Below are 22,406 nucleotides of genomic sequence, written 5' to 3'. Positions count from 1 at the left end.
TCGTCAGGTCAAACTTTCATAAGATTAAAAGCAATCGATTAGAGACTGAATTCAGCGACAGAGCCTTCAAACACATCATTATGCTGGTTTTTTACGATCAAATCATATTGTGGATTGGGTGATCGAATATTGTTTTCTTTAAAGCAATCCCATATTGCAAACAATACTTCTGATCGCACACCTGTTCGGGTACGCTGCGGTGTTAAAAGTACATAGTATCTGACTTGCATTTCGATGAGCGCATCGCTTAATTCACTCATGATAACTTCTGATGACGGTTCTTTAGCAACAGAAGCATGCTGGCGAAGCAGATTCATGATTAATTTCTGTACCCTATGGGGATCATCTTCACGATGAATTTTTAGCGTGATCACGGTTCTAACGATGTTATCGTGATGGGTCCAATTTACAAATGGCTTGGTAAACATGTCAGCATTAGGGACGATGACTTCCATATGATCCCAGGTGCGGATAGTCATAGAACGCATTCCTGTAATGATAACTTCCCCTTCATAACTTCCTAAGGTAATGATATCGCCCGTTCTAAATGGGCGCTCAATCAGTAATAAAATACCACTAAAAAAGTTTACGATTAAATCACGCATGCCAAAACCTATCCCTGCTGCGAATGCAGCAGCCACCACTGTAAAACCGCGTAAATCTAGCCCTAATAACTTCAAACCAATTATCACTGAGACAATGACGCTGGCATATTGGGTGAAGATGGATAAGCTATTTCGCACTCCCACATCTTTCGCGTTTACATATAACCAACGATATGAGAATTCACGTGACCAATGCGCCAGCCACTTTATCAAAGATATAATGATTAAAAGCTCGCATAACATTAAGGGGTTGATGGAATTGCCCCCTATGGAAAATAATTTTTTACGCAGCAATTGATCAACGGTATTAATGAAAAACTCATTATTATCCAAATTGAATAATCGCAATAAGAATATGCAACTGAGTATGAATAAAACAATTCGAAAAATGCGATCTAGAGGTTTCAAAATGGCTTCGGTCCATAACCATCCTTGCTTAACATAACGAATAAACAGCTCTGAAATAAGTTCCATACCATCAGTTAAAAGTCCCCGAACCACCAAATAACCGGCCAGCACAAGAATGAAAATAACTTGATATTTTGCCACTGCCCACGCTAATTCAACATAGCCTAATAAACCGATGACGGCATTAAAAACGAGGGCGAGAGGAATGAGTATGCCCAATACTTGTAGCACCCTATAAAAATAACGTCGCGGAATATGGATGATTGACTCTAACATACTCGGGATAACTGCGCGTGCTTTATATAACTGCCAGGCAATGATCAAGATAAATGCCATAAATAGCCTATTTACTAATGTCTTCGCCTCATAAGCTACCGGCATATTGTGTGCAACCACAGAAAGAGTTGAGAGCATCAACCCCAAAATGAGCGACCATTTTATTCGGTAATATAGTTTCACATCTTTTCCGGAAATATCATTTACATTTTCAAGCAACGTTAATTTCGCAATACTCAAAAAGATTTTGAAACACAGGAATACTAAAAAGAGATAAATAAACAGAAAAGAAGACGCATTGAGGTTCATCGTTAACGCAATCAAAATCCCGAGAAAAAACATACTCCCTAAATTACGTCTGACCAGCTCAACCACTATGTAGGCAATATTAGTAGAAAACCGTTGTTTGTCTTCTTTAATATTAATTTCGACATTAAGCAAAAAACGTCTCAAATAAAACCACGCACCAAAAATGAAAGGTAGCAATAATAATGCAAAGTTGAAGAAGTTATTTTTGCCTTCTTGCCACTGTGAATAAGTTTGCTCGGCAAAATTAGTAGAAGCATTGGATAGCAAGTAGGGAATCTGCAGCATGCGCTGACCTAACGTTAACCAACCCGCCCACTCCGAGGGAAATTTGTGACGTTCAGACAAATGATGTTGTAACTGCAATTTAAAATCTTTTTGATAATAAGCTGCCTTTTTAACTAATGAATCTATATTATTAATTTCTTTGTTATATTCATCGCTCAAATTGGTCAACATGCGTGAATAACTATAAGCATCTTCAGCCGATAAAATTTGCTTATTTAAGTCTGCGGTCAACTCATTTTTTTTCATCGTTAAAAAATGTATTTTTCCACGAATAAATTCTTCGGTAGAATTTAACTGTTCCAGCGTATTCGAAGACTGTTCAACCAGCTCGCTCAATTGCGTTGATGGTTTTTGCATCTTATTCATTTGGTCAAGATTTTCGATACGATTTTGCACATGAACTAAGTAAGATTTTAATCTTATTAAGGCAACATTTTCTTCCGCTTCTAGAATTTGCAAATGCAATTTTTTAAGATTTGTATCATTCACTTCACCCTGTGCCGTTAGAACTTGCAATTCTTGTGTTAAACCACGCATTCTTATCAGCCAATTTTGCTGCTGGCGTTGCAAGCCAGATAGAACTTCTGAAAGGTGGTTACGCTGTTGATCTTGTTTTTGGAGAGTATAAAGAACCTGCAGTTTTTGTTGCCAGAGATCTTCAAGTTTCAACCGTTGTTGGGTAACTGCTTTTATTTGATTAAGGGTGGTAATTCGATCGTTTTGAATTTGCTGTAATCTCTTCTGAAATTCGAGATTAGCTTCCACCGAAATTATTTTGCCCTCTTCATTGCTCTTTGTGACCAATATTAGGCTCTGAAGATTTTTTTCAAGATTGCGAATAGAGGTGCTAGTATCGTCTGCTGATTCTACTGCATCCGTTAATGCAATATTTGCGCCCTCGACTGCTGCTTTCGCTGCAATGTAGTCAAGTTGAGCATGTTTGATTATGGTGGAGCTAACCCCTTTTTCCCGTAGCAATTGATATTGCCTATCGCGGGCATTTTTAAGATCCCAGTATTGCTTCCTAACTAGGAGATTACTTTCTTTATCGATGTTAAGTTGGCGATCAGAAATGGCTAATGTCGATTGATGATCGCCATTATCAAAAGCAAACACTGCAATGTTAAATAATACTACGCATAAAATGGTGGCTATAACCGACCATCGGTAAAATTTGTTATTCATTTTGGGGTTCAATTGACTTCATTTGCAAAAATAAATAGACGGGAATACTGCTCAATAATAATAAAACACCATAAAAAACAATTTGTAGTCCCGCGCCATAAATAAGCCAGTACGTATAGATAAATGCCACCATTCCTAGAATGGCAGAACCGGTAAGACGTTTATGATTAAACTTTTCTCTTTCTTTAATATAAAACATAATTTCTGCGACAGAGGTATAGATATAAGGAATCAGCGATGCGAGGGTAGCGAGTAGACTAATCATCGTAAATTGATCTACTAGAGTTGCGCCATAACGCATCGCCAATAAAATAGAAATCAAGACGCTGGAAACGATTAGACCCACAACAGGTGAGCCTGCCTTATTTGTTTTTTCAAATTGCCGCGGGAATAAGCCATCTTTTGCAGCAGCAAGCGGAATCTGTCCTTGCATCAAAATCCAACCATTTAGCGTGCCAAAGCAGGCAACTACCGCCGCGGCTGCAATCACCCAATGCGCCCACGGTCCAAACATTAAATTTGCAGCATCAGCAAAAGGCGAAGTTGAATGCGCTAGTTGTTGCATGGGCACAATGCCCATAATGGCAATGGTGCTCAAGATATACACTAGGGCGGCAACTGAAGTGCCTACAATAGTAGCTCGGGGGATGTTACGTCTTGGATCAATGACATGCTCTGCAGGAACAGTCGCTGATTCAAATCCGATGAATGCCCACATTGTAAGCGTTGCAGCGCCGGATAAGGCAACGAAATCAGACTTACCACTGACATTAAAATGCATAAGATTTGGTTTTTGGATGAATAAAAGTCCGACGGTTGCGATGATAAGCAAGGGAATCAATTTAAGTACCGTCGTAATAATTTGTGTTCGACCGGCTTCTTTAACCCCTAAAATGTTGATAAAGGTAATTGCCCAAATAAAACCTAAACTCGTTATAAATGATAGCCAGGGATTAGTATCTAATTGTGGCCAAAAAACCCCTAGATAACTTACTAATGTGACAACGATGGCAGCGTTTCCTACCCAAAGCGCTATCCAATAGTTATAAGCTACTTGAAAACCGATAAAATCACCGTACGCTTCACGACAATACGCATAGGGACCCCCCGTTCTAGGTAACAGCCGGCTCAACCGTGCAAACACAATTGCGAGTACCATCGTTCCCGCTGCTGTTATTAACCAAGCAAAAATACCAATACTACCAAACGCAGCCAGTGATGCAGGCAGCATAAATACACCCGACCCAATCATATTCCCTGCTACCAAGGCTGTTAAGGTCCAGAACCCAAGTGTTTTAATGGTATGATCTTGACTCATATTGCGATCTCTCTATCGGAATTATCAGTTCGCTCTGTTTCTTTTCTTTCCTTGCTTCGGTGCGACAAGAAGCTCACGCTGTTTTAAATAGGGAATGACGTTTTAACCAACTCAGCATTATTACTCCGGGGAACCCGAGTAAGAATGCCCAGAAAAAATAGTGCACCCACCCTAAATGCTCCACCATTACACCTGCAATAGGACCTACAAAAACACGGCCTATTGCGGCAAGTGCAGAAAAAAGGGCAAAATGTGTTGCTGTGTAACGATGATCACATAAACTCATCAGAAAGGCCAGAAAAGCGACTGATCCCAGCCCAGAACCGAAGTTTTCAACAAAAACGGTGACGATTAACAACAGGTAATTTTTGCCACTCATCGCCAGGAACATAAAGGGCAGATTGACCAACGTTTGGATAATACCAAACACAACCAATGCCCGAAGTAACGTAATTTTCTTCATCCAAATGCCGCCGGCCAGCACCCCAATAAAAATACCCAACATGCCGACTAATTTGTACATTAAACCGATATCTGTGAGTGAAAAGCCGACGCCCCTGATTAAAAAAGTGGTACCTAGGATGAGTGTGAATACATCACCCAATTTATAAATAACGATGAAGACCAAAATCGACACTGCGTATTTGTGTTTAAAAAATTCACGAAACGGATCCAGTATGGCCTGCATTAAATTATGCGGAGGAGCTACATCATCTACAGGGGGTTTTGAAAAATAGGTCACGACTAATTGTAATACCATTAAAAACGCCATGAACCAATAGGTTAGCTTCCAACCTATATGATCCGCCATCACCAAGACGAGTGCGCCCCCCGTTAGCATTGCCACCCTATAACCCATAGTAAATAGGCCAGCTCCTAGGCCTCTTTCATCGGGTTGGAGGATGTCTGTTCTGTAAGCATCAATACTGATATCCTGACTCGCGGATAAAAATGCTACGATGAGAGCTATAAATGCTAATCCCAGGGGTTCATTGTTGGGTTGTAATAACCCCATAACCGCTATTCCAACCACCAATAAAATCTGCAATAGGAACATCCAACCTCGCCGTCTTCCCAGCCACGGCAATGAATAACGATCGAGTAAAGGCGCCCACACAAATTTATAGACATAGGGTTGGCCAACCAAGGTCAATAGACCAATGGTCACTATATTGACATTACTCATCGCATACCAAGCTTGCAGCGTTGAACCTGTCAGTAATAAAGGCAGTCCGGAAGCGAATCCCAGAAATAAAACACTGATGAGCCGCGGTTCGCTGAGTATTTGAGTTAATCTTTCCCTGCGATTAAAAGCAATAGGTAAGGCTTGGTCCATATTATTCTTCTTAATTAGAGTTTGACATCCTGGTCGCTGATGCAAAACAGGGGTAAAGCGTTATAATACCTGATTATTTTTAGGTGTAGCATTAAATTCGAGGTTACTCTTAGCACTCCTTTAGAACTTGGCAGGAACATTCGCGTCGAGAGTGCTGAACAGTGACCTCCAGGATGTATTGGAAAAATACCGGCCTTTATGTATAGTAGCGGTAACAAAAACTATTTTTATTATTTTTAAATGAAAATAAACGGGGGTTTTAAATGCATATTAGTGTTTTTGATTTGTTTGCAATTGGTATTGGACCCTCAAGTTCTCATACAGTGGGCCCCATGAAGGCAGCCCAAGAGTTTGCCCATTTGTTGGGGACATTAAACCTACTCTCGTGCACTGAAAAAGTAAACTGTGATCTCTACGGCTCCCTAGCGTTAACTGGGAAAGGACACGGCACTGATGCGGCGGTTTTAATGGGGTTGCAGGGCGAACATCCTAAAACCATTGATCCCGAAACCATCCCTGAGAGCATTCATCATATTAATCTTTCGTCCTCGCTAAATTTAAGTAAAAAGAAAAAAATAGCCTTTAGTTATTCGGAAAATTTAATATTCCACTATAACGAGACCTTGCCTCATCACACCAATGGCATGCGTTTTACCGCATTTAATCAAGCCGGTCAGCCCCTTTTAGAAAAAATTTATTATTCAATCGGCGGAGGGTTTATCCTTTCAACGGAAGACCTTAATAAAGAAGATGATCAGCATGAAGTCGTTCCTTTTCCTTTTGAAACAGCACATGAATTGATGCAGCACTGTCAGGAAAATCTATTAACTATCGCTGGCGTTATGATGGCCAATGAAAAAATGTGGCGCTCAGAGGAAGAGGTCAAAAATATGCTGCTGGATATTGCAGACACCATGCTTCATTGCATACAAAAAGGCTGCGATACAGAAGGAATTTTGCCAGGAGGACTCTATGTTAAACGCCGCGCTCCTTCTCTCTATAAAAAACTCCTCAATAAAGGAAAACCTTCAGCGACCCACCCAGATATAATGAATTGGTTAAATGTGTTTGCTATGGCGGTTAACGAACAAAATGCAGCCGGGGGAAAGATAGTAACCGCTCCTACTAATGGGGCAGCTGGGATTATTCCCGCGGTGCTTAATTATTATAAAACTTTTTGCGAATACGCGACTCCAGAGGGTGTTATCAACTTTTTGCTTACAGCCGGGGCTATCGCTATCTTATACAAAAAAGGGGCTTCTATTTCCGGGGCAGAAGTGGGCTGTCAAGGCGAAGTAGGCGTGGCTTGTTCTATGGCAGCAGGCGCACTCGCTGCCGCGTTGGGGGGGAGTGTTCGCCAAATAGAAAAAGCGGCCGAAATAGGTATGGAGCATAACCTAGGTTTAACCTGTGACCCCATTGGCGGGCTGGTGCAAATTCCTTGTATCGAACGCAATGCAATGGGCGCTGTAAAAGCTGTTAATGCGGCGCGTTTAGTTCTTGCCGAAGACGAAGGTGAAGAGAGTGACGGTGAACATATCATCACTTTAGATAACGTCATTAAAACCATGCGCCAAATTGGTAAGGATATGATGCCTATCTACAAAGAAACTTCGCTTGGAGGATTAGCAAAACATGGCGGCGTTACGGTAAATGTAACGGAATGTTAATTAATTTCTGCGTGTGAGCGCTGCCTTCAGCCACTGAAACGCATGGATAGATCTACCGCCCGCACATGCTTAGTTAGAGAACCCACGGAGATAAAATCTACCCCCGTGGCGGCAATCTCCGGCAAACGTTCTTCTGTCACATTGCCTGACACCTCTAGCTTTGCACGTCCTTTAGTTATCTTGACCGCTTCATCTATAGAAGCTATCTCAAAATTATCTAACATCACTATATCCGCCCCCGCAGTCAATGCCTCTTCCAATTCGGTTAGATTTTCAACCTCTACTTCCACTGTTTTGCCGGGATGCAATACTTTTGCGGTGTCGATGGCTTGCGTTATTGAACCGCAAGCGATGATATGGTTTTCTTTAATCAAGTAAGCATCATACAGACCTAACCGATGATTATTCCCTCCCCCGCACTGAACCGCGTATTTCTGCGCATTACGTAATCCGGGAATAGTTTTTCTGGTATCCAACAACTGCGTTTTTGAATGTTGCAACCGCTCTACAAATCGACGAGTAGTTGTTGCCGTACCTGACAAGGTCTGCAGAAAGTTAAGCGCGATGCGCTCGCCCGTTAATAAAGACGTGGCTGGCCCTTGAAGGGTACAAAGGAGTTGGGTGGGAGCAATTTTTTGACCGTCTTCGACTAACCACTTAATGGTAATGCCAGGGTCCAGCTGCCGATACACTTCTTCTACCCACGGGGCACCACACATCACCGCCGCTTCGCGGGTAATTATTTCCGCCGCTACTATTTTATTGCTCTGCAGTAGCTGCGCAGTAATATCCCCTGTGCCCACATCCTCATCAATGGCTAGCGTGACCGCCCTTCGGACATGCTCAAGATTCAGCATCATTTTTCTCATTTTGCGCTGCTGCACGTTGCTTGCGCATTCTTCTTTTTCTCGCACTGTGCCATACCCTTGTCACAGGCCCAGATAGCCCATATAAAATAAACACCAGGAAAAAAATATCAGGCGGATCGATTGCAATTAGAACAAAGAGAAACACAATAAAGATAATGACCATAAATGACACATTACCCTTCAAATCAAGATCTTTGAAACTTCTATACCTGACATTACTCACCATCAATAAACCCACCAACGGTGTAACGACTAAAGCAATTAAGCGGATGGAGGGGCCCGCAATGGCATGCTCTACACATGCCCAAACAATACTAGCAATAATTGCCGCGCCAGCGGGGCTAGGTAAACCTTGGAAATAACGTTTATCATGGGTATTACGGGTATTAAATCGGGCTAATCGTAAAGCAGCCGATGCAGTATATACGAACGCCGCTAACCAACCGAGCTTACCGATATAATTCAACGAAAAACTATAAATCACGAGCGCCGGAGCAATGCCAAAGGAAATCATATCCGACAAACTATCTAATTGAGCGCCAAAAGGTGTTTGCGTATTAGTTAATCTTGCAACCCGACCATCCAGACTATCCATCAACATCGCCACAAAGATAGCAATTGCCGCATGCTCAAAAACCCCTTTCATTGCAGCAACTACCGCATAAAAACCTGCAAATAAAGCACTCAGAGTAAATAAATTAGGGAGTAAATAGATTCCTCTTGCTCGACTTGCTTCGGGCAATTTCGTCATGAGAACCTCGTTTAACTTAGTGTAAAGTATGCATATAGTACTTAAAATTCCTATAGTATTCACTGGTTTTGTGTGGCTGGTCCTCAGCTTGCCGACGCAGGAGAGGGCTGTGGCGGGGAATCGAGAGAAGAAGGCTACAGCGGGAGAGAGCAATGCAATTAAAATATTTTCACCTAGCCTATATCGTTCTATACTGAATTTAGTTTTATACTAAATTGATTTCACGGATGGTTGTGAATTAAATGATGAGAAATAACAGTGAACAGCGTGGCAACGCCAAAGTGGCCGCCAAAGCGTTAAATGAAGAAAGACGGTTTTTGAGGGGGCCTCAGAAATTCAGAAAAGAAATTAGACGTACTATGCGAATCATGTATGAGTATGCGCGCGCCTTTCATACCTTTCGCGATGTAACAGATTGCGTCACCATTTTCGGCTCTGCGCGTTTTCCAGCAGATCATCCCTATTATTCCCTCGCCTTTGAAATGGGCAAGGCGTTGGCTGACAATGGCTATACTGTCATGACTGGCGGTGGCCCAGGGATAATGGAAGCGGCTGTGAAGGGTGCAAAATCCGTCAACGGGCGGACCGTAGGCTGTAATATTTGGATCCCTGAAGAACAAAAACCCAATGTATATCTGGATAAATGGTTAACCTTTCGATACTTTTTTGTGCGTAAAGTTATGCTAACTAAGTATTCTTCAGGCTTTATCGCCCTCCCAGGGGGTCTTGGAACGTTGGATGAACTTTTTGAGATGGCCACTCTCATCCAAACTAAAAAAGTAGCCCATTTTCCTGTCGTTTTAATGGGAGTTGAATTCTGGAAACCCTTAATTGATTTTATGATGAATACATTAGTAGTCCATAAGACAATCGACCTTGAGGATGTAAATAAGCTTTACGTCACCGATTCACCACAAGAAGCCGTTGAGCATATCATGTATGTTAAAGAGCCCCACAAAGGACACAAACAGCCAACTCGATGAACCGTCAGAGTTCATCATTTCGGACTGTATAGATTTTTTTGAAAGTTTATATGATGATATTGGCAAGGCAACCCGCAACATCGATTTGGAAACATATATCTTTAGTAACGATACGGTCGGCGAAAAAATTGCGCGTGGGTTAGTGGAAGCCGCTCAGAGAGGAGTCAGGGTAAGAGTGTTAGTGGACGGTGCCGGTACCCCCCTGTGGGGTAATACCCTTACCAAAACGTTAGAAAACGCCGGCATAGAAACGCGCGTCTTCCATCCTTTTCCTTGGCGGTTATGGCAATGGAGTCGCTCAGTAGTTAGAGTCTCTCCCTTGGTAAAAGCGATCTACTTATTATTGAAAATAAATTCTCGAAATCACCGCAAGGTTTGCATCATTGATGATAATGTGGCCTATGTTGGCAGTTTAAACATTAGCGAAACCCATTTAGACACCAAACACTGGGGGGATTGTTGGCGAGACACCGCTGTTAAACTTCAAGGCGTTGACCTAAAAGAGCTTAAGACCGCTTTTGAATGCGCCTGGGATCATATGCCCATTCAGGAACGTATCAGAGAAATTTTTAGCCACATCAATAAAAATCCTGTTTTTAGAGTGAATAACACCCGGCACCGTAGACGTATTTTATATAAAAATTTATTACGCCGAATTAGCCGTGCCACTGAAAAAATATGGATTACGAATGCCTATTTTATACCCGACAATATTCTATTGAAAAAATTAGTGGATGCCGCGGAAAGAGGGGTAGACGTTAGGATCTTATTACCGGAACGCTCAGATGTCTTCATTCTTCCCTGGACGTCGGCCACATTTTATTACCATTTAGTCAAAGCCGGTGTGCGGATTTTTGAATATCTTCCTAGTATGCTTCATGCCAAAACCTTGATCATAGATGATTGGGTTAGCGTCGGTTCCAGTAATTTGAATCATCGCAGCCTTCTTCATGATCTAGAAGTGGACGTTAACCTGCGCTTGCCTAATTCTAAAAAAATGATCCAAGATCAATTCATTTTAGATTTGGAACAGTCAAAAGAGGTTGATCTTAATAGCTGGCAAAGACGCCCCTTTTACCAAAGGATCATCGGACGTCTACTATTATACGTAAAGTATTTGATTTAACATGGAGAAAATTCCGTTGAAAATTTTAACTTATAATATTCACAAAGGATTTAACTTCAGCAATAGTCGATTTATTTTGCACCAAATAAAAGAAATGCTTTTCCACGTCAACCCTGACATCGTTTTTTTACAAGAAATTCATGGTAAGCATGAGAAACATGAAAGTAAGATTTTGCAGTGGCCGAAAGAATCTCAATTCGAATTCTTAGCCGAAGAGCTGTGGCCACATTTTGCGTATGGCAAAAATGCAATTTATAAAAAAGGGCATCACGGCAACGCTATATTGAGTAAATATCCGTTTAGTTATTGGGAGAATATTGATGTCTCTCTTCAAAAACGGGCCAGCCGTAGTTTATTGCATGGCATTATTCAATTACCTCATACCGGCGAATCACTGCACGTAATTTGTGTGCACTTAGGATTATTGCGATTTGAGCGAGATAAACAGATACAAACGCTTTGTGATCGAATTCAAGACGCTATCCCCGTCAATGAACCCTTGCTTATTGCAGGAGATTTTAATGATTGGCGCAGCCGAGTTACCTCGCAACTCGAACTAACCTTAGGGCTCGCGGAAGTATTCAAAACGCTGAGAGGCAGCTATGCCCGATCATTTCCTGCATGGCAGCCCACCCTCGCCGTTGATCGGATTTATTACCGAGGCGTTAAACCGGAATTATGCAAACGCTTCAATCAATATCCCTGGCGAAATCTATCCGATCATTTACCGCTTTACGCCGAGTTTACCATCTAAGCAAATGAGAACAGTGCCGATTTATTCTCCAGGAGGAACATCGGTAAAGAGCAAATCTTTTCCGTCATAATCTACTCTGATGTTATCTCCCGGCAAAAATTTGCCTTGCAAGATGTCTCGTGACAGCGGATTTTCTAAATATTGTTGCACTGCTCGCTTTAGTGGTCTTGCCCCGTAGACAGGGTCATAACCAACGTTAGCCAGATAATCCAACGCTTTCTCCATTAATTCTAAATGCAAATCTCGCTCTTGAAGTCTTTTTTGAAGTCTTTCGATTTGAATTTTGGTGATATTGCGTATTTGATCTTTGCCTAATGAATGGAACACGACAGCTTCATCAATCCGGTTGAGAAACTCTGGACGAAAATGTTGCTCTACGATATCCATAACCGCTTTCTTCATCGCCTCATAGCTACTGCCGGCTAGATCTTGAATGAGATGTGAACCCAAGTTGGATGTCATGACAATAATAGTATTACGAAAATCAACCGTACGTCCTTGGCCATCCGTCAATCTACCGTCATCTAAAACTTGTAATAAAATATTGAAAACATCCATATGTGCTTTTTCAATTTCATCTAACAATATTAAAGAGTAAGGTCGCCGTCTTACCGCCTCTGTTAAATAGCCACCTTCTTCATAGCCCACATAACCCGGAGGTGCGCCAATAAGCCTTGCTACCGAGTGTTTTTCCATGAATTCAGACATATCTAAACGCACCATTGCTTCCTCTGTATCAAACAAAAAGGAGGCCAGGGTTTTACATAACTCGGTTTTACCGACACCCGTTGGTCCCAAAAATAAAAAAGAACCTACAGGTCGATTAGGGTCGGATAGCCCTGCTCGCGAACGACGTATCGCATCTGAAACAACTCTGACTGCTTCGTCTTGTCCCACCACTCTTTTATGCAACACTTCTTCCATATGTAATAATTTTTCTTTTTCGCCTTCCATCAATTTCGCAACTGGAATACGGGTCCACTTTGCCACCACTTCGGCAATTTCTTCTTCTGTAACTTTGTTGCGTACCAATTGCATTTGTTGATTTTCTAACCGCTGAGCATCTTCTAGCTTTTTCTCTAATTCAGGAATACGCCCATATTGTAATTCAGACATATGGGTTAAATCGCCAGCACGACGAGCCGCTTCTAATTCGAGTCGGGCACGTTCTAATTCCTCTTTAACATGTTGAGTTCCTTGTAGGGCGGCTTTTTCAGATTTCCAAATTTCTTCTAAGTCGGAATATTCTTTTTCTAAGCGAGCGATTTCTGTTTCAAGATTTTCTAACCTTTTTTTAGAAGCCTCGTCGCCTTCCTTTTTTAATGCTTCACGTTCAATTTTTAATTGGATCAAGCGACGTTCAAGTTTATCTAATTCTTCAGGTTTAGAATCGATTTCCATCCTAATTTGGCTGGCAGCTTCATCGATCAAATCAATTGCCTTGTCAGGGAGATTACGATCAGTGATATAACGGTGTGATAAGTAAACTGCTGCCACAATCGCAGGGTCAGTGATCTCAACGCCGTGGTGCAATTCATAACGCTCTTTTAAACCACGCAAAATAGCGATGGCATCCTCAACGGAGGGTTCATCCACCAACACCTTCTGAAAACGTCTTTCTAACGCAGCATCTTTCTCAATATATTTGCGATATTCATCTAAGGTTGTGGCGCCGACACAATGCAATTCACCCCGCGCGAGTGCAGGTTTTAACATATTACCTGCATCCATGGCGCCTTCTGCTTTTCCAGCCCCCACCATGGTATGAATTTCATCAATAAATAAAATAATTTGACCTTGTTGTTTGGACAAGTCATTTAACACTGCTTTTAAACGCTCTTCAAACTCACCGCGGTACTTAGCTCCCGCGATTAATGCTCCCATATCTAAGGAGAGTAATCGTTTATTTTTCAACCCTTCTGGCACTTCATTATTAATGATGCGCTGAGCTAAGCCTTCCACGATCGCGGTTTTCCCTACTCCCGGTTCGCCGATAAGTACGGGGTTGTTTTTAGTACGTCGCTGCAAAACTTGAATGGTACGACGAATTTCACTATCTCTCCCTATGACAGGATCCAGCTTGCCCTGCTCTGCTCGCTCGGTAATATCGATGGTATAACGCTCTAATGCTTGTCTCTGCTCCTCAGCATTTTGCGAGTCCACTTTATCCCCACCGCGTATTTCCTCGATGGATTTTTCTATATTCTGCTTCGTTGCGCCGGCTTTTTTTAAAATTTGACCTAGTTGGCTTTTATCTTCTACAGCAGCAAGAATAAATAATTCACTAGAGATAAATTGATCTTTCCTTTCCTGGGCCAATTTATCGGTTAGGTTTAGCAATCGGCTTAATTCATTAGAGATATGAACTTCCCCCGCGGTGCCTTCAACTTTCGGTAACGCGTCAATAGCAGCATTAAGTTCAGCACGCAATAAGGGAACATTTACTTTGGCTTTGGTTAGCAGATGATGAGCCGTTCCACCTTGTTGATCTAATAAGGCAAACATCAAATGCAAGGGCTCGATAAATTGATTATCGCGTCCAACCGCCAGAGACTGTGCTTCTGCGAGCGCCATCTGAAATTTGCTCGTAAGTTTATCCATTCTCATAATATCCACCTACTTTTCAAACCAATGTATTAATCATGGGGCATTTTAAATTATTTTCAAGGATACCATTAGATGCAGCCTCTTGATGCCAGATAAATGGCTCAGTTCGTGCTTTATTATAGTGTGCTGAATGATGTTGGTTTTAAGAAATCCAGTATCTACTCACACCTAAAGTAATAGTTGGCTAGGACGTTCAATTTTGGCGGAATTTAACTGATTTTTAACAAGAAAAAGCGGAGCATACACGAGTATGTGAGCAGTTTTCTTGTGAAAAATCAGTTAAATTCCGCCAAAAGTGGACGTCCGCTTCTAGTGGCAAATAGTTAAGAAATCCATTCGTAGAGTTCGGTACTCAGGGGATTACATTTAAAACATTTACTACCGCAATTATTTGTCTTATTACGAGGCCGAATTTGGCCTTTGCGTATCAATAGATCTAGCATCGATCGCATTATTTCTGGATCAAGATTAAAACGACTACTAAGCTCATAGAGACTGACTAGACGTTGATTTTTAACGTACTGTTTTAAGTCTATTAGCATGGGGGAGATGGTTACCTTTTTGATGAGTACCAGACTTCTTCATAATTGAAAGAACTAAAACAAATATCAATACAATAGCGAGCAGCCATCCAAAGGAGCTATACGGATGGGAGTAAAAGGTGGCAAGTTGATAAAATGAAGTTGCCACGCCATATGCGATACCTGTACTCCATGCCACTGAAAAAAATGTCCATTTTTTATTTAACTCTTTGACCATTACCGCGGTCGCTGAAATGCAGGGAAAATAAAGCAGTACGAATAACAAATACGCAAAAGCTCCCGTCTTACCTGCAAATCGTTCATACATTACTCCATACACCTGGTGATTTAATGTGTGATCGGGTGCACTTGCCATCATGGGGTTCACAAATGAATTTTTCAGTGCGGCAAGGTTTTGGGGAATAGACAGAACAGCAGTTTTGATACCGGTGACTACTGAAGGTTTATGAGTAGTGTCTGTCAAATGAGCTTCTTGGGTGTATAGCGTATTTAATGTTGCAACCACCACTTCTTTTGCTAATACGCCCGTCACTAAGCCGACGGTCGCCGGCCAATTTTCGGTGGTTACGCCCATCGGGCTTAAAATGGGTGTTACTGCACGACCTATTGAGGAAAGGATAGAAGACGAACTCGATAACCCCTTATTTAATGTTCCATTGGTGTTTACTGCATTTAAAAGACCGATCAACATGCAAATAGGAACAATCAATTTACCCGCGCGAATTATAAAGCTTTTAAGACGCACCCAGGTCAGGGTTAACAAATGGGCTATTGTAGGCAGATGATATGCGGGAAGCTCTAGCACGAGGGGTGTTAACTCCCCTTTCAGCAACGTTTTTCGTAAGATAAAACCGGTCCCTACCGCTGCAACAATCCCTATAAAATACAACGCAAACACAATGTTTTGACCGCCCGCCGGAAAAAAAGCCGCAGTAAATACGGCGAAAATAGCTAATCTTGCTCCGCATGACATAAAGGGGCTCATTAATATGGTCAAGGTCCGATCGCGAGGATTATCAAGGGTTCGTGCTGCTAAAATCGCAGGCACATTACAACCAAAACCAATAATCATAGGAACGAATGATTTCCCAGGTAGGCCGATTATGCGCATGAAGCGATCAATGACGAAACTGGCTCTCGCCATGTATCCCGAACCTTCCAAAAAGGCCAGGAAAAAAAACATGGCACCAATCACGGGAGTAAAGCTAATCGTAGTATTAATCCCCTTGCCGAACCCCGCACCCAGCAGGGCGACCAACCAACTGGGGGCATGCGCCATGGACAGTAACTGGGTGGAGCCTTGGACGAAAATAGCTTCTGACGCTATATCAAAAAAATCTTGGAAAGCGCCGCCTAGATTAATCGCAAATAAAAACAGGCAATACATTACGCCTAAAAAAATTGGAATACCCAAAAATCGGTTCAAAATAATACGGTCAAGATAGTGGGTAATCGTTTTACGAGTGCCAGCGGTGATGCACGCTGTATGAGCAATCTCATGAGCGCGTGTATAAAATGTGTCGGCAAAGACAATATCCAGTTCTTCGCCCAAGGTATGTTCTAATGTTATTTTCGATTCCATAATCAGAGTACTCAGCGATAAATCAACGTCTATACTATGATTGTCTTGTAAAAGTTGTAGTGCCAACCATTCGGCACAAAAACTATATTTTGAGTGGTCCTGATTTATTTTATGCATAATCAGGTTAATGTGTTTATTGATGGGTTCGGGGTAGAGAATAGGAAGGTGTTGTAGAGGCTGCTTCTGATAACCCTCAATAGCTTTCTTGAGATGGCTAATGCCGGTTCCTTTGCTTGCGATGAGGCCAATAACGGGACAACCTAGGGCCCGCTGTAATTTCTCGAGGTCAATATCAATGTGTCTTCTTTTCGCCACATCCATCATATTTACTGCAACGATAAGAGGCACTTTCATCGTCAGTAGTTGCAATGTTAAATAGAGATGGCGTTCCAGGTGCGCGGCGTCGATTATATTGATAAAAAGATCAGTTTCATTATTTAAAATAAAATCACAGGCAATCTTTTCATCGAGTGCTTGATGGGTATCCGAGCAACTAAGTTGATAAATTCCAGGGAGGTCGACAACATCAATTTGTTTTTTCTGATAAAAAAACTGACCTGTTTTACATTCTATGGTAACGCCTGGCCAATTGCCTACTCTTTGCCTGGAACCCGTGAGTTCATTGAATAGCGTTGTTTTACCGCAGTTTGGGTTGCCCACTAAAGCTATTGTCTTTGACATCATTAAAGTAGTTTTTCCAACTTTAGAACATGTGCCTCAGATTTTCGCAAACAAAGACAGTGACCCCTGCTAGAGATCTCTACCGGATCCCCTAGGGGAGCAATTCCGATAAGTGTCACTTCTGTGCCAGGTGTGAGCCCCATGACTAATAATTTTCGGCGATAATGCCGATCGCAGGGAGAATAACCAATAATTCTAGCTTTCTCTCCAATGGATAAATCACGCAAGTGAATCACAAACTTCTCCGCCACATTCAGTACGCCATTATCCCAAAAGCAGACATCCCCTGTCAATGTAACTGAGAATCATTCTCAGATTGAGGCTCGTCATTTATCGGGTATAGATACTTTTTTGTAATGTGATAAGTTTAAAGGATGAAAAATCGAGGGTTCACACTTTTAGAAGTAATGACAGCGCTGTTGATTACGATGGTACTCGCCTCCTTGGCTGTTGCTACATACCGAATGCCAGTCACAAAAACTCACCAAGCGGCTGCCAAACTCGACTTGATCAATCTAGCAAGCGTTATAGAGGAGTATTATGAACAACACCACACCTATAAAGACATTACTCTAGCACGATTAAATTTTCACAGTAATGTAGGCGAATATCAGGTGAAGGTGATTTCAGCTTCAGATTCTCATTTTAAGATTGCAGCCGTGCCCATAATTGCGCATTCCCATGATGATTGCGGCATTTTTTATTTAGATCAGACGGGCGACCAAACCGTAAGCGGTTCCGGGAAACAATGTTGGTGACTGTTCGCCGCAGATTCAGAAATTAGTATTAGGTCGCAATGTCGGAGCGTAATTCACGAGGCAAGGCAAAGGTAATATTTTCTTCTTTGCCAGGAAGCTCTGTCACGAGAGTTCCGCCCCATTCTTTTAACCTTTCAACGACTGCTTGCACTAAATTCTCTGGTGCAGAGGCTCCCGCGGTAACACCCACTGTTTCCTTACCAATTAACCAGGATCGATCAATTTGATTGGCATTATCGATTAAATGCGCCTCACACCCTAAGCGCTCAGCCAATTCATTCAAACGATTTGAATTAGAGCTATTGGGTGAACCTACTACTAATACAATATCTGATTTACTCGCTAAATCCTTTACTGCATCTTGCCGGTTTTGCGTCGCATAACAAATATCTTCGCGACGTGGGCCTTTTATATTTGGAAAACGTTCATTAAGCACACGGATTATTTTTCCTGTATCATCAACCGATAGGGTGGTTTGCGTGACATAAGTCAGCTTATTAGGATTTTTAACAGTTACCTTTGACACATCTGCTTCGTTTTCAATCAGGTAAATGCCGCCTTCAGGATTATCATATTGTCCCATGGTGCCTTCAACTTCAGGGTGCCCAGCATGCCCAATAAGAATACACTCCCATCCCTCTCTACTATAACGTGCTACTTCCATATGGACCTTAGTCACTAAGGGGCAGGTAGCATCGAAAACTTTAAATTGTCGGGTAGTAGAATCTTGTCTGACCTTTTGAGATACCCCGTGAGCGCTAAAAATTACGATTGACCCTTCTGGAATTTCTTCCAAATTATCGGTGAAGATAGCCCCCCGCAAGCGTAATTTGCTTACCACATATTCATTATGTACTACCTCATGGCGTACCCAGATTGGCGGACCGAAATTGTCCAATGCACGTTCCACTATTTCAATAGCACGATCCACCCCAGCACAAAATCCACGAGGATTAGCGAGTAATATTTTCATGGTGATTTCTTCTTAAATATATCAATGATTAACATTAACGCACCCACCGTTATACCCACATCAGCAATATTGAATATAGGAAAACTCCAATTGGCCACGTGCAAATGTACAAAATCAATGACATAACCAAAAATGAGTCGATCAATTAAATTGCCGATTGCGCCGCCTAATATCAGCGCTAAGCCAATTCCCAGCCAATAATTTTTTGGGGGTAGGCGATACATCCAAATACACAGTACGGTACTAATAATTAAAGCGGTCACAATAAACAATAAGGGTGCCCAATAGCCCCCCTCACTTAAGAAGCTAAAAGCTGCTCCCTTATTATGCGCCAGAGTTAGATTGAAGAATGGAAATACATTAACGGACTCATTGTAAAGCAGATGAGTTCTGATTAAGTATTTCACTAGCTGATCGGCAACAATTACTATAAGGGATAACCACAACCAGTGTAATCCACTTTTTTTTGCGCTAAATACGGATTCCAAATTATTCTCCTTTGAGAAGTCACATTATGCGAAAAGTCTTTTTTCCCCTTCTCCCACCACATTATCTATACATCGCTGGCAGATTTCAGGGTAATCAAGGCTCGCCCCCACGTCCTCTCTACGATGCCAACATCGCTGGCATTTCTCATGATTCGAAGGCTTGATCAGTATTTTCATGGCTTGTTGTGAGGAAATAGTCACCACTGCTTCATCTAACGATTCTTCGTTTTCCAACGGATAGACATTTGCTTCAGAGGTAATAAAAATGAATCGTAATTCTGAACCAAATTGCGCTAAAAAGTGCTGCAACTCTTCAGTGCAATAAAGCTCAACATCGGCTGCAAGGGGAGAACCAATGTTACCCTCATTACGTTGACGCTCGAGTTCTTGGTTTATTTGTTCACGCACTACTATCACACGTTGCCATTTTTGTCTCTCGGCTGGCGAAATACGCACCAAATCGGTATACCAGGTTGTTAAAAATACGGAGTCTTGTTTTTCACCCGGCAGGTACTGCCATATTTCTTCTGCAGTGAACGAAAGAATAGGCGCTATCCAACGCACCATAGCCTGCAAAATATGATAAATTGCAGTCTGAGCTGATCGTCTCGCTAGACTAGTGGCCTTAGTGGTATACAAACGATCCTTTAAAATATCCAGATAAAAGCTACCCATTTCCACCGTACAAAAATGATGAATTCTTTGCGAAACTTGGTGGAATTGATAATTGGCATAAGCCGTGATAATTTCCTCTTGTAACTCAGCTGCAGCATCAACCGCCCACTGATCTAAACTTAACATTTCAGAAGCAGGAACAGCGTCTTCTTTTGGATTAAAATCATCTAAATTCGAGAGAAAGAAACGTACTGTGTTACGAATTCTTCGATAAGCTTCAGACGAACGTTCCAATATTTCTTCTGAAACACTCATTTCTCCGCGATAATCGGTAGTTGCAATCCAAAGCCTTAAGACATCTGCTCCGAGTTTATTAATCACTTTTTCAGGCGCAATTACATTGCCAATCGACTTAGACATTTTCTTGCCTTCAGCGTCGACTGTAAACCCGTGTGTTAACACAGTATGGAAAGGCGCCCTACCGTACATCGCCACAGAGGTCAGCAAGGATGTTTGAAACCATCCCCTATGCTGATCGGAACCTTCTAAATAGAGATCGGCAGGAGAGTGCAATTCCGGATTATGATTAAGCACAGATTCATGACTTACTCCTGAATCAAACCATACATCTAAGGTATCCGTTATCTTGTCATAATCATCAGAATTGCCAGAACTTACGTCTTGTAAAGTGAGTTGCTGCCAAACTTCAATGCCTTTTTCGGCCACTTGAACGGCTACTTTTTCCATTATCTCTAAGGTATCAGGATGTAATTCACCGGTGTGTTTATGAACAAAAAGAGGGATGGGTGTGTTCCACACACGTTGGCGAGATATACACCAGTCAGGCCGTTTTTGCACCATATCTGCAATACGCATTTGACCCCAATCCGGAATCCAACCGGTTTTATTAATAGCAGCGAGGGCTTGCTCACGCAGACCATTTTTTTCCATGCTAATAAACCACTGCGGTGTGGCCCGATAGATCAAGGGTGTTTTATGCCGCCAGCAATGAGCATAACTATGCATCATTTTAGTGTCATGTAATAAATTCTGATTGTCTTGAATGACCTGTATGACATGGGGATTGACTTTAAAAACATGTTCACCTGCAAAGAAAGGTGTACCTGGCACGAAAAGTCCCTTGGCATCCACTGGATTATCCATGGGTAATCTATATTTTTGCCCCACCACGTAATCTTCCTGGCCATGAGCAGGCGCTGTGTGCACGGCGCCAGACCCTGTATCTAACGTGACATGGTCGCCCAGAACAACAGGAACTTCACGCATTAAAAATGGATGGTGTAAACGAACACCTTCTAAATCGCTGCCTAAACAGCCGGCCACTACTTGATGTTCAGTGATGCCTAAACGCTGCACAAAACTGGGCAACAATTCCTCTGCAACTAATAAGAGAGGGCTCATTCTATCCAACACCTGTATCCAGACATACGCATGCGATGGGTTCAATGCCACTGCTTGGTTTGCAGGTAATGTCCAAGGCGTGGTTGTCCAGATAGGCACCGCAAATTCAGGGTCAGAGAGAGTTAAATTTAGCTTCTCAACCACTTCTTTATTGTTAACGACACGAAATAAGACATCAATTGCAAATGACTGCTTATCTTTGTATTCAACTTCTGCTTCTGCTAAGGCAGATCCGCACTCTGTACACCAATGTACCGGTTTGTGGCCTTGCTGCAAATGTCCATTCGCGATAATTTTGGCAAGAGAGCGTATAGTATTTGCCTCGTAAGTAGGGTCCATTGTTAGATAGGGATGCTCCCAATCCCCGATCACCCCTAGACGAATAAAATCTGCTTTTTGCAATTCTACTTGCGAGCTGGCGTATTTGCGGCAGGCTTTAATAAATTCTTCTGTGGAGACTTGCCCTAATTTGACAATATTTTTCTCCACATTGAGTTCGATCGGCAGTCCATGGCAATCCCATCCTGGAACATAGGGAGAATCATAATTACTGAGTGTTTTAGACTTAACGACAATATCTTTAAGCGTTTTATTAATAGCATGGCCAATATGAATTTGACCATTAGCATAGGGGGGGCCGTCATGGAGAATGAATTTTTTCCTATCTTTACCTACGGTTCTAAGCTGCTCATACAACTTAATATCTTGCCAATAAGCCAAGATTTCAGGTTCCCTTTTAGGCAAGTTGGCCTTCATAGGAAAGTCCGTTTTAGGCAAATTTAAAGTATTTTTATAATCACTCATAATATCTCATCAACTATCGGCATAACGAGCCAGGTTAACAGGGGGTTATGGATTTTTTT

The 22,406-nt window shown here is 42.0% G+C and carries 17 protein-coding genes; 5 read left to right on the top strand and 12 right to left on the bottom strand.

The annotated features are described in order from the left end of the window. Positions 1-38 precede the first annotated feature (38 nt). The 3 genes from H0U71_06105 to H0U71_06095 all read right to left on the bottom strand — a co-directional run bounded on the left by H0U71_06105 (position 39) and on the right by H0U71_06095 (position 5,722). Positions 39-3,068 (bottom strand): mechanosensitive ion channel, encoded by a 3,030-nt coding sequence (locus tag H0U71_06105; GenBank protein ID MBA2654620.1) that lies wholly within the window; start codon positions 3,066-3,068, stop codon positions 39-41. Next, positions 3,061-4,386 (bottom strand): amino acid permease, encoded by a 1,326-nt coding sequence (locus H0U71_06100; GenBank protein MBA2654619.1) that lies wholly within the window; start codon positions 4,384-4,386, stop codon positions 3,061-3,063. The genes H0U71_06105 and H0U71_06100 overlap by 8 nt, the downstream gene beginning before the upstream one ends. 73 nt (positions 4,387-4,459) lie before the next feature. Continuing rightward, positions 4,460-5,722 carry an MFS transporter gene (locus H0U71_06095; protein MBA2654618.1) on the bottom strand — a complete coding sequence of 421 codons (1,263 nt, stop codon included), beginning with the start codon at positions 5,720-5,722 and terminating at the stop codon, positions 4,460-4,462. A 263-nt stretch (positions 5,723-5,985) separates the two neighbouring features. On the opposite strand from H0U71_06095, the gene H0U71_06090 reads away from it, so the two are divergent. Next, entirely contained in the window at positions 5,986-7,392 is a 1,407-nt protein-coding gene (locus H0U71_06090) for an L-serine ammonia-lyase (protein MBA2654617.1), read from the top strand. Between the two features lie 26 nt (positions 7,393-7,418). Here H0U71_06090 and nadC read toward each other — a convergent pair whose 3' ends face one another. Together nadC and pssA are read right to left on the bottom strand one after the other, a co-directional pair. Then, positions 7,419-8,261: a carboxylating nicotinate-nucleotide diphosphorylase gene (gene nadC / locus H0U71_06085; GenBank protein MBA2654616.1), complete on the bottom strand. Its 843-nt coding sequence runs from the start codon at positions 8,259-8,261 to the stop codon at positions 7,419-7,421. Beyond that, positions 8,236-9,012 (bottom strand): CDP-diacylglycerol--serine O-phosphatidyltransferase, encoded by a 777-nt coding sequence (gene pssA / locus H0U71_06080; protein ID MBA2654615.1) that lies wholly within the window; start codon positions 9,010-9,012, stop codon positions 8,236-8,238. The genes nadC and pssA overlap by 26 nt, the downstream gene beginning before the upstream one ends. A gap of 242 nt (positions 9,013-9,254) precedes the next feature. Between pssA and H0U71_06075 the strand changes: the two genes are divergently transcribed. Genes H0U71_06075 through H0U71_06065 form a run of 3 tightly spaced genes read left to right on the top strand, consistent with a single transcriptional unit; the run spans position 9,255 to position 11,875 of the window. Further along, complete coding sequence (locus H0U71_06075; protein MBA2654614.1) at positions 9,255-9,995, top strand: TIGR00730 family Rossman fold protein; 741 nt, start codon at positions 9,255-9,257, stop codon at positions 9,993-9,995. After that, entirely contained in the window at positions 9,952-11,121 is a 1,170-nt protein-coding gene (locus H0U71_06070) for a cardiolipin synthase B (GenBank protein MBA2654613.1), read from the top strand. The genes H0U71_06075 and H0U71_06070 overlap by 44 nt, the downstream gene beginning before the upstream one ends. 1 nt (position 11,122) lies before the next feature. Then, on the top strand, positions 11,123-11,875 hold the full coding sequence (locus tag H0U71_06065; protein ID MBA2654612.1) for an endonuclease/exonuclease/phosphatase family protein: 753 nt from the start codon (positions 11,123-11,125) through the stop codon (positions 11,873-11,875). Positions 11,876-11,896: 21 nt separating this feature from the next. Here the strand turns inward: H0U71_06065 and clpB are convergent, their stop codons facing one another. The 4 genes from clpB to H0U71_06045 all read right to left on the bottom strand — a co-directional run bounded on the left by clpB (position 11,897) and on the right by H0U71_06045 (position 17,520). Next, positions 11,897-14,482 (bottom strand): ATP-dependent chaperone ClpB, encoded by a 2,586-nt coding sequence (gene clpB / locus H0U71_06060; protein ID MBA2654611.1) that lies wholly within the window; start codon positions 14,480-14,482, stop codon positions 11,897-11,899. Positions 14,483-14,805: 323 nt separating this feature from the next. Beyond that, positions 14,806-15,024: a FeoC-like transcriptional regulator gene (locus H0U71_06055; protein ID MBA2654610.1), complete on the bottom strand. Its 219-nt coding sequence runs from the start codon at positions 15,022-15,024 to the stop codon at positions 14,806-14,808. Then, the gene (feoB, locus tag H0U71_06050; GenBank protein ID MBA2654609.1) at positions 14,996-17,287 is read right to left on the bottom strand and encodes a Fe(2+) transporter permease subunit FeoB; all 2,292 of its coding nucleotides are present in this window, start codon (positions 17,285-17,287) and stop codon (positions 14,996-14,998) included. Before feoB ends, H0U71_06055 begins: the two co-directional genes overlap by 29 nt. A 2-nt stretch (positions 17,288-17,289) precedes the next feature. Next, entirely contained in the window at positions 17,290-17,520 is a 231-nt protein-coding gene (locus H0U71_06045; protein ID MBA2654608.1) for a ferrous iron transport protein A, read from the bottom strand. Between the two features lie 141 nt (positions 17,521-17,661). On the opposite strand from H0U71_06045, the gene H0U71_06040 reads away from it, so the two are divergent. Beyond that, entirely contained in the window at positions 17,662-18,045 is a 384-nt protein-coding gene (locus H0U71_06040; GenBank protein MBA2654607.1) for a prepilin-type N-terminal cleavage/methylation domain-containing protein, read from the top strand. A gap of 28 nt (positions 18,046-18,073) precedes the next feature. Here the strand turns inward: H0U71_06040 and ispH are convergent, their stop codons facing one another. Genes ispH through ileS form a run of 3 tightly spaced genes read right to left on the bottom strand, consistent with a single transcriptional unit; the run spans position 18,074 to position 22,347 of the window. Beyond that, positions 18,074-19,018 (bottom strand): 4-hydroxy-3-methylbut-2-enyl diphosphate reductase, encoded by a 945-nt coding sequence (ispH, locus tag H0U71_06035; GenBank protein MBA2654606.1) that lies wholly within the window; start codon positions 19,016-19,018, stop codon positions 18,074-18,076. Further along, positions 19,015-19,506: a signal peptidase II gene (lspA, locus tag H0U71_06030; GenBank protein ID MBA2654605.1), complete on the bottom strand. Its 492-nt coding sequence runs from the start codon at positions 19,504-19,506 to the stop codon at positions 19,015-19,017. The genes ispH and lspA overlap by 4 nt, the downstream gene beginning before the upstream one ends. Before the next feature lie 24 nt (positions 19,507-19,530). Beyond that, complete coding sequence (gene ileS, locus H0U71_06025; protein ID MBA2654604.1) at positions 19,531-22,347, bottom strand: isoleucine--tRNA ligase; 2,817 nt, start codon at positions 22,345-22,347, stop codon at positions 19,531-19,533. Between the last annotated feature and the right edge of the window lie 59 nt (positions 22,348-22,406).

It is taken from the genome of Gammaproteobacteria bacterium (assembly GCA_013697705.1).
Taxonomy (GTDB): Bacteria; Pseudomonadota; Gammaproteobacteria; order UBA6002; family UBA6002; genus UBA6002.
Note: the sequence above shows the minus strand (reverse complement) of the source record. Positions and strands in the feature narration are given on the sequence as shown.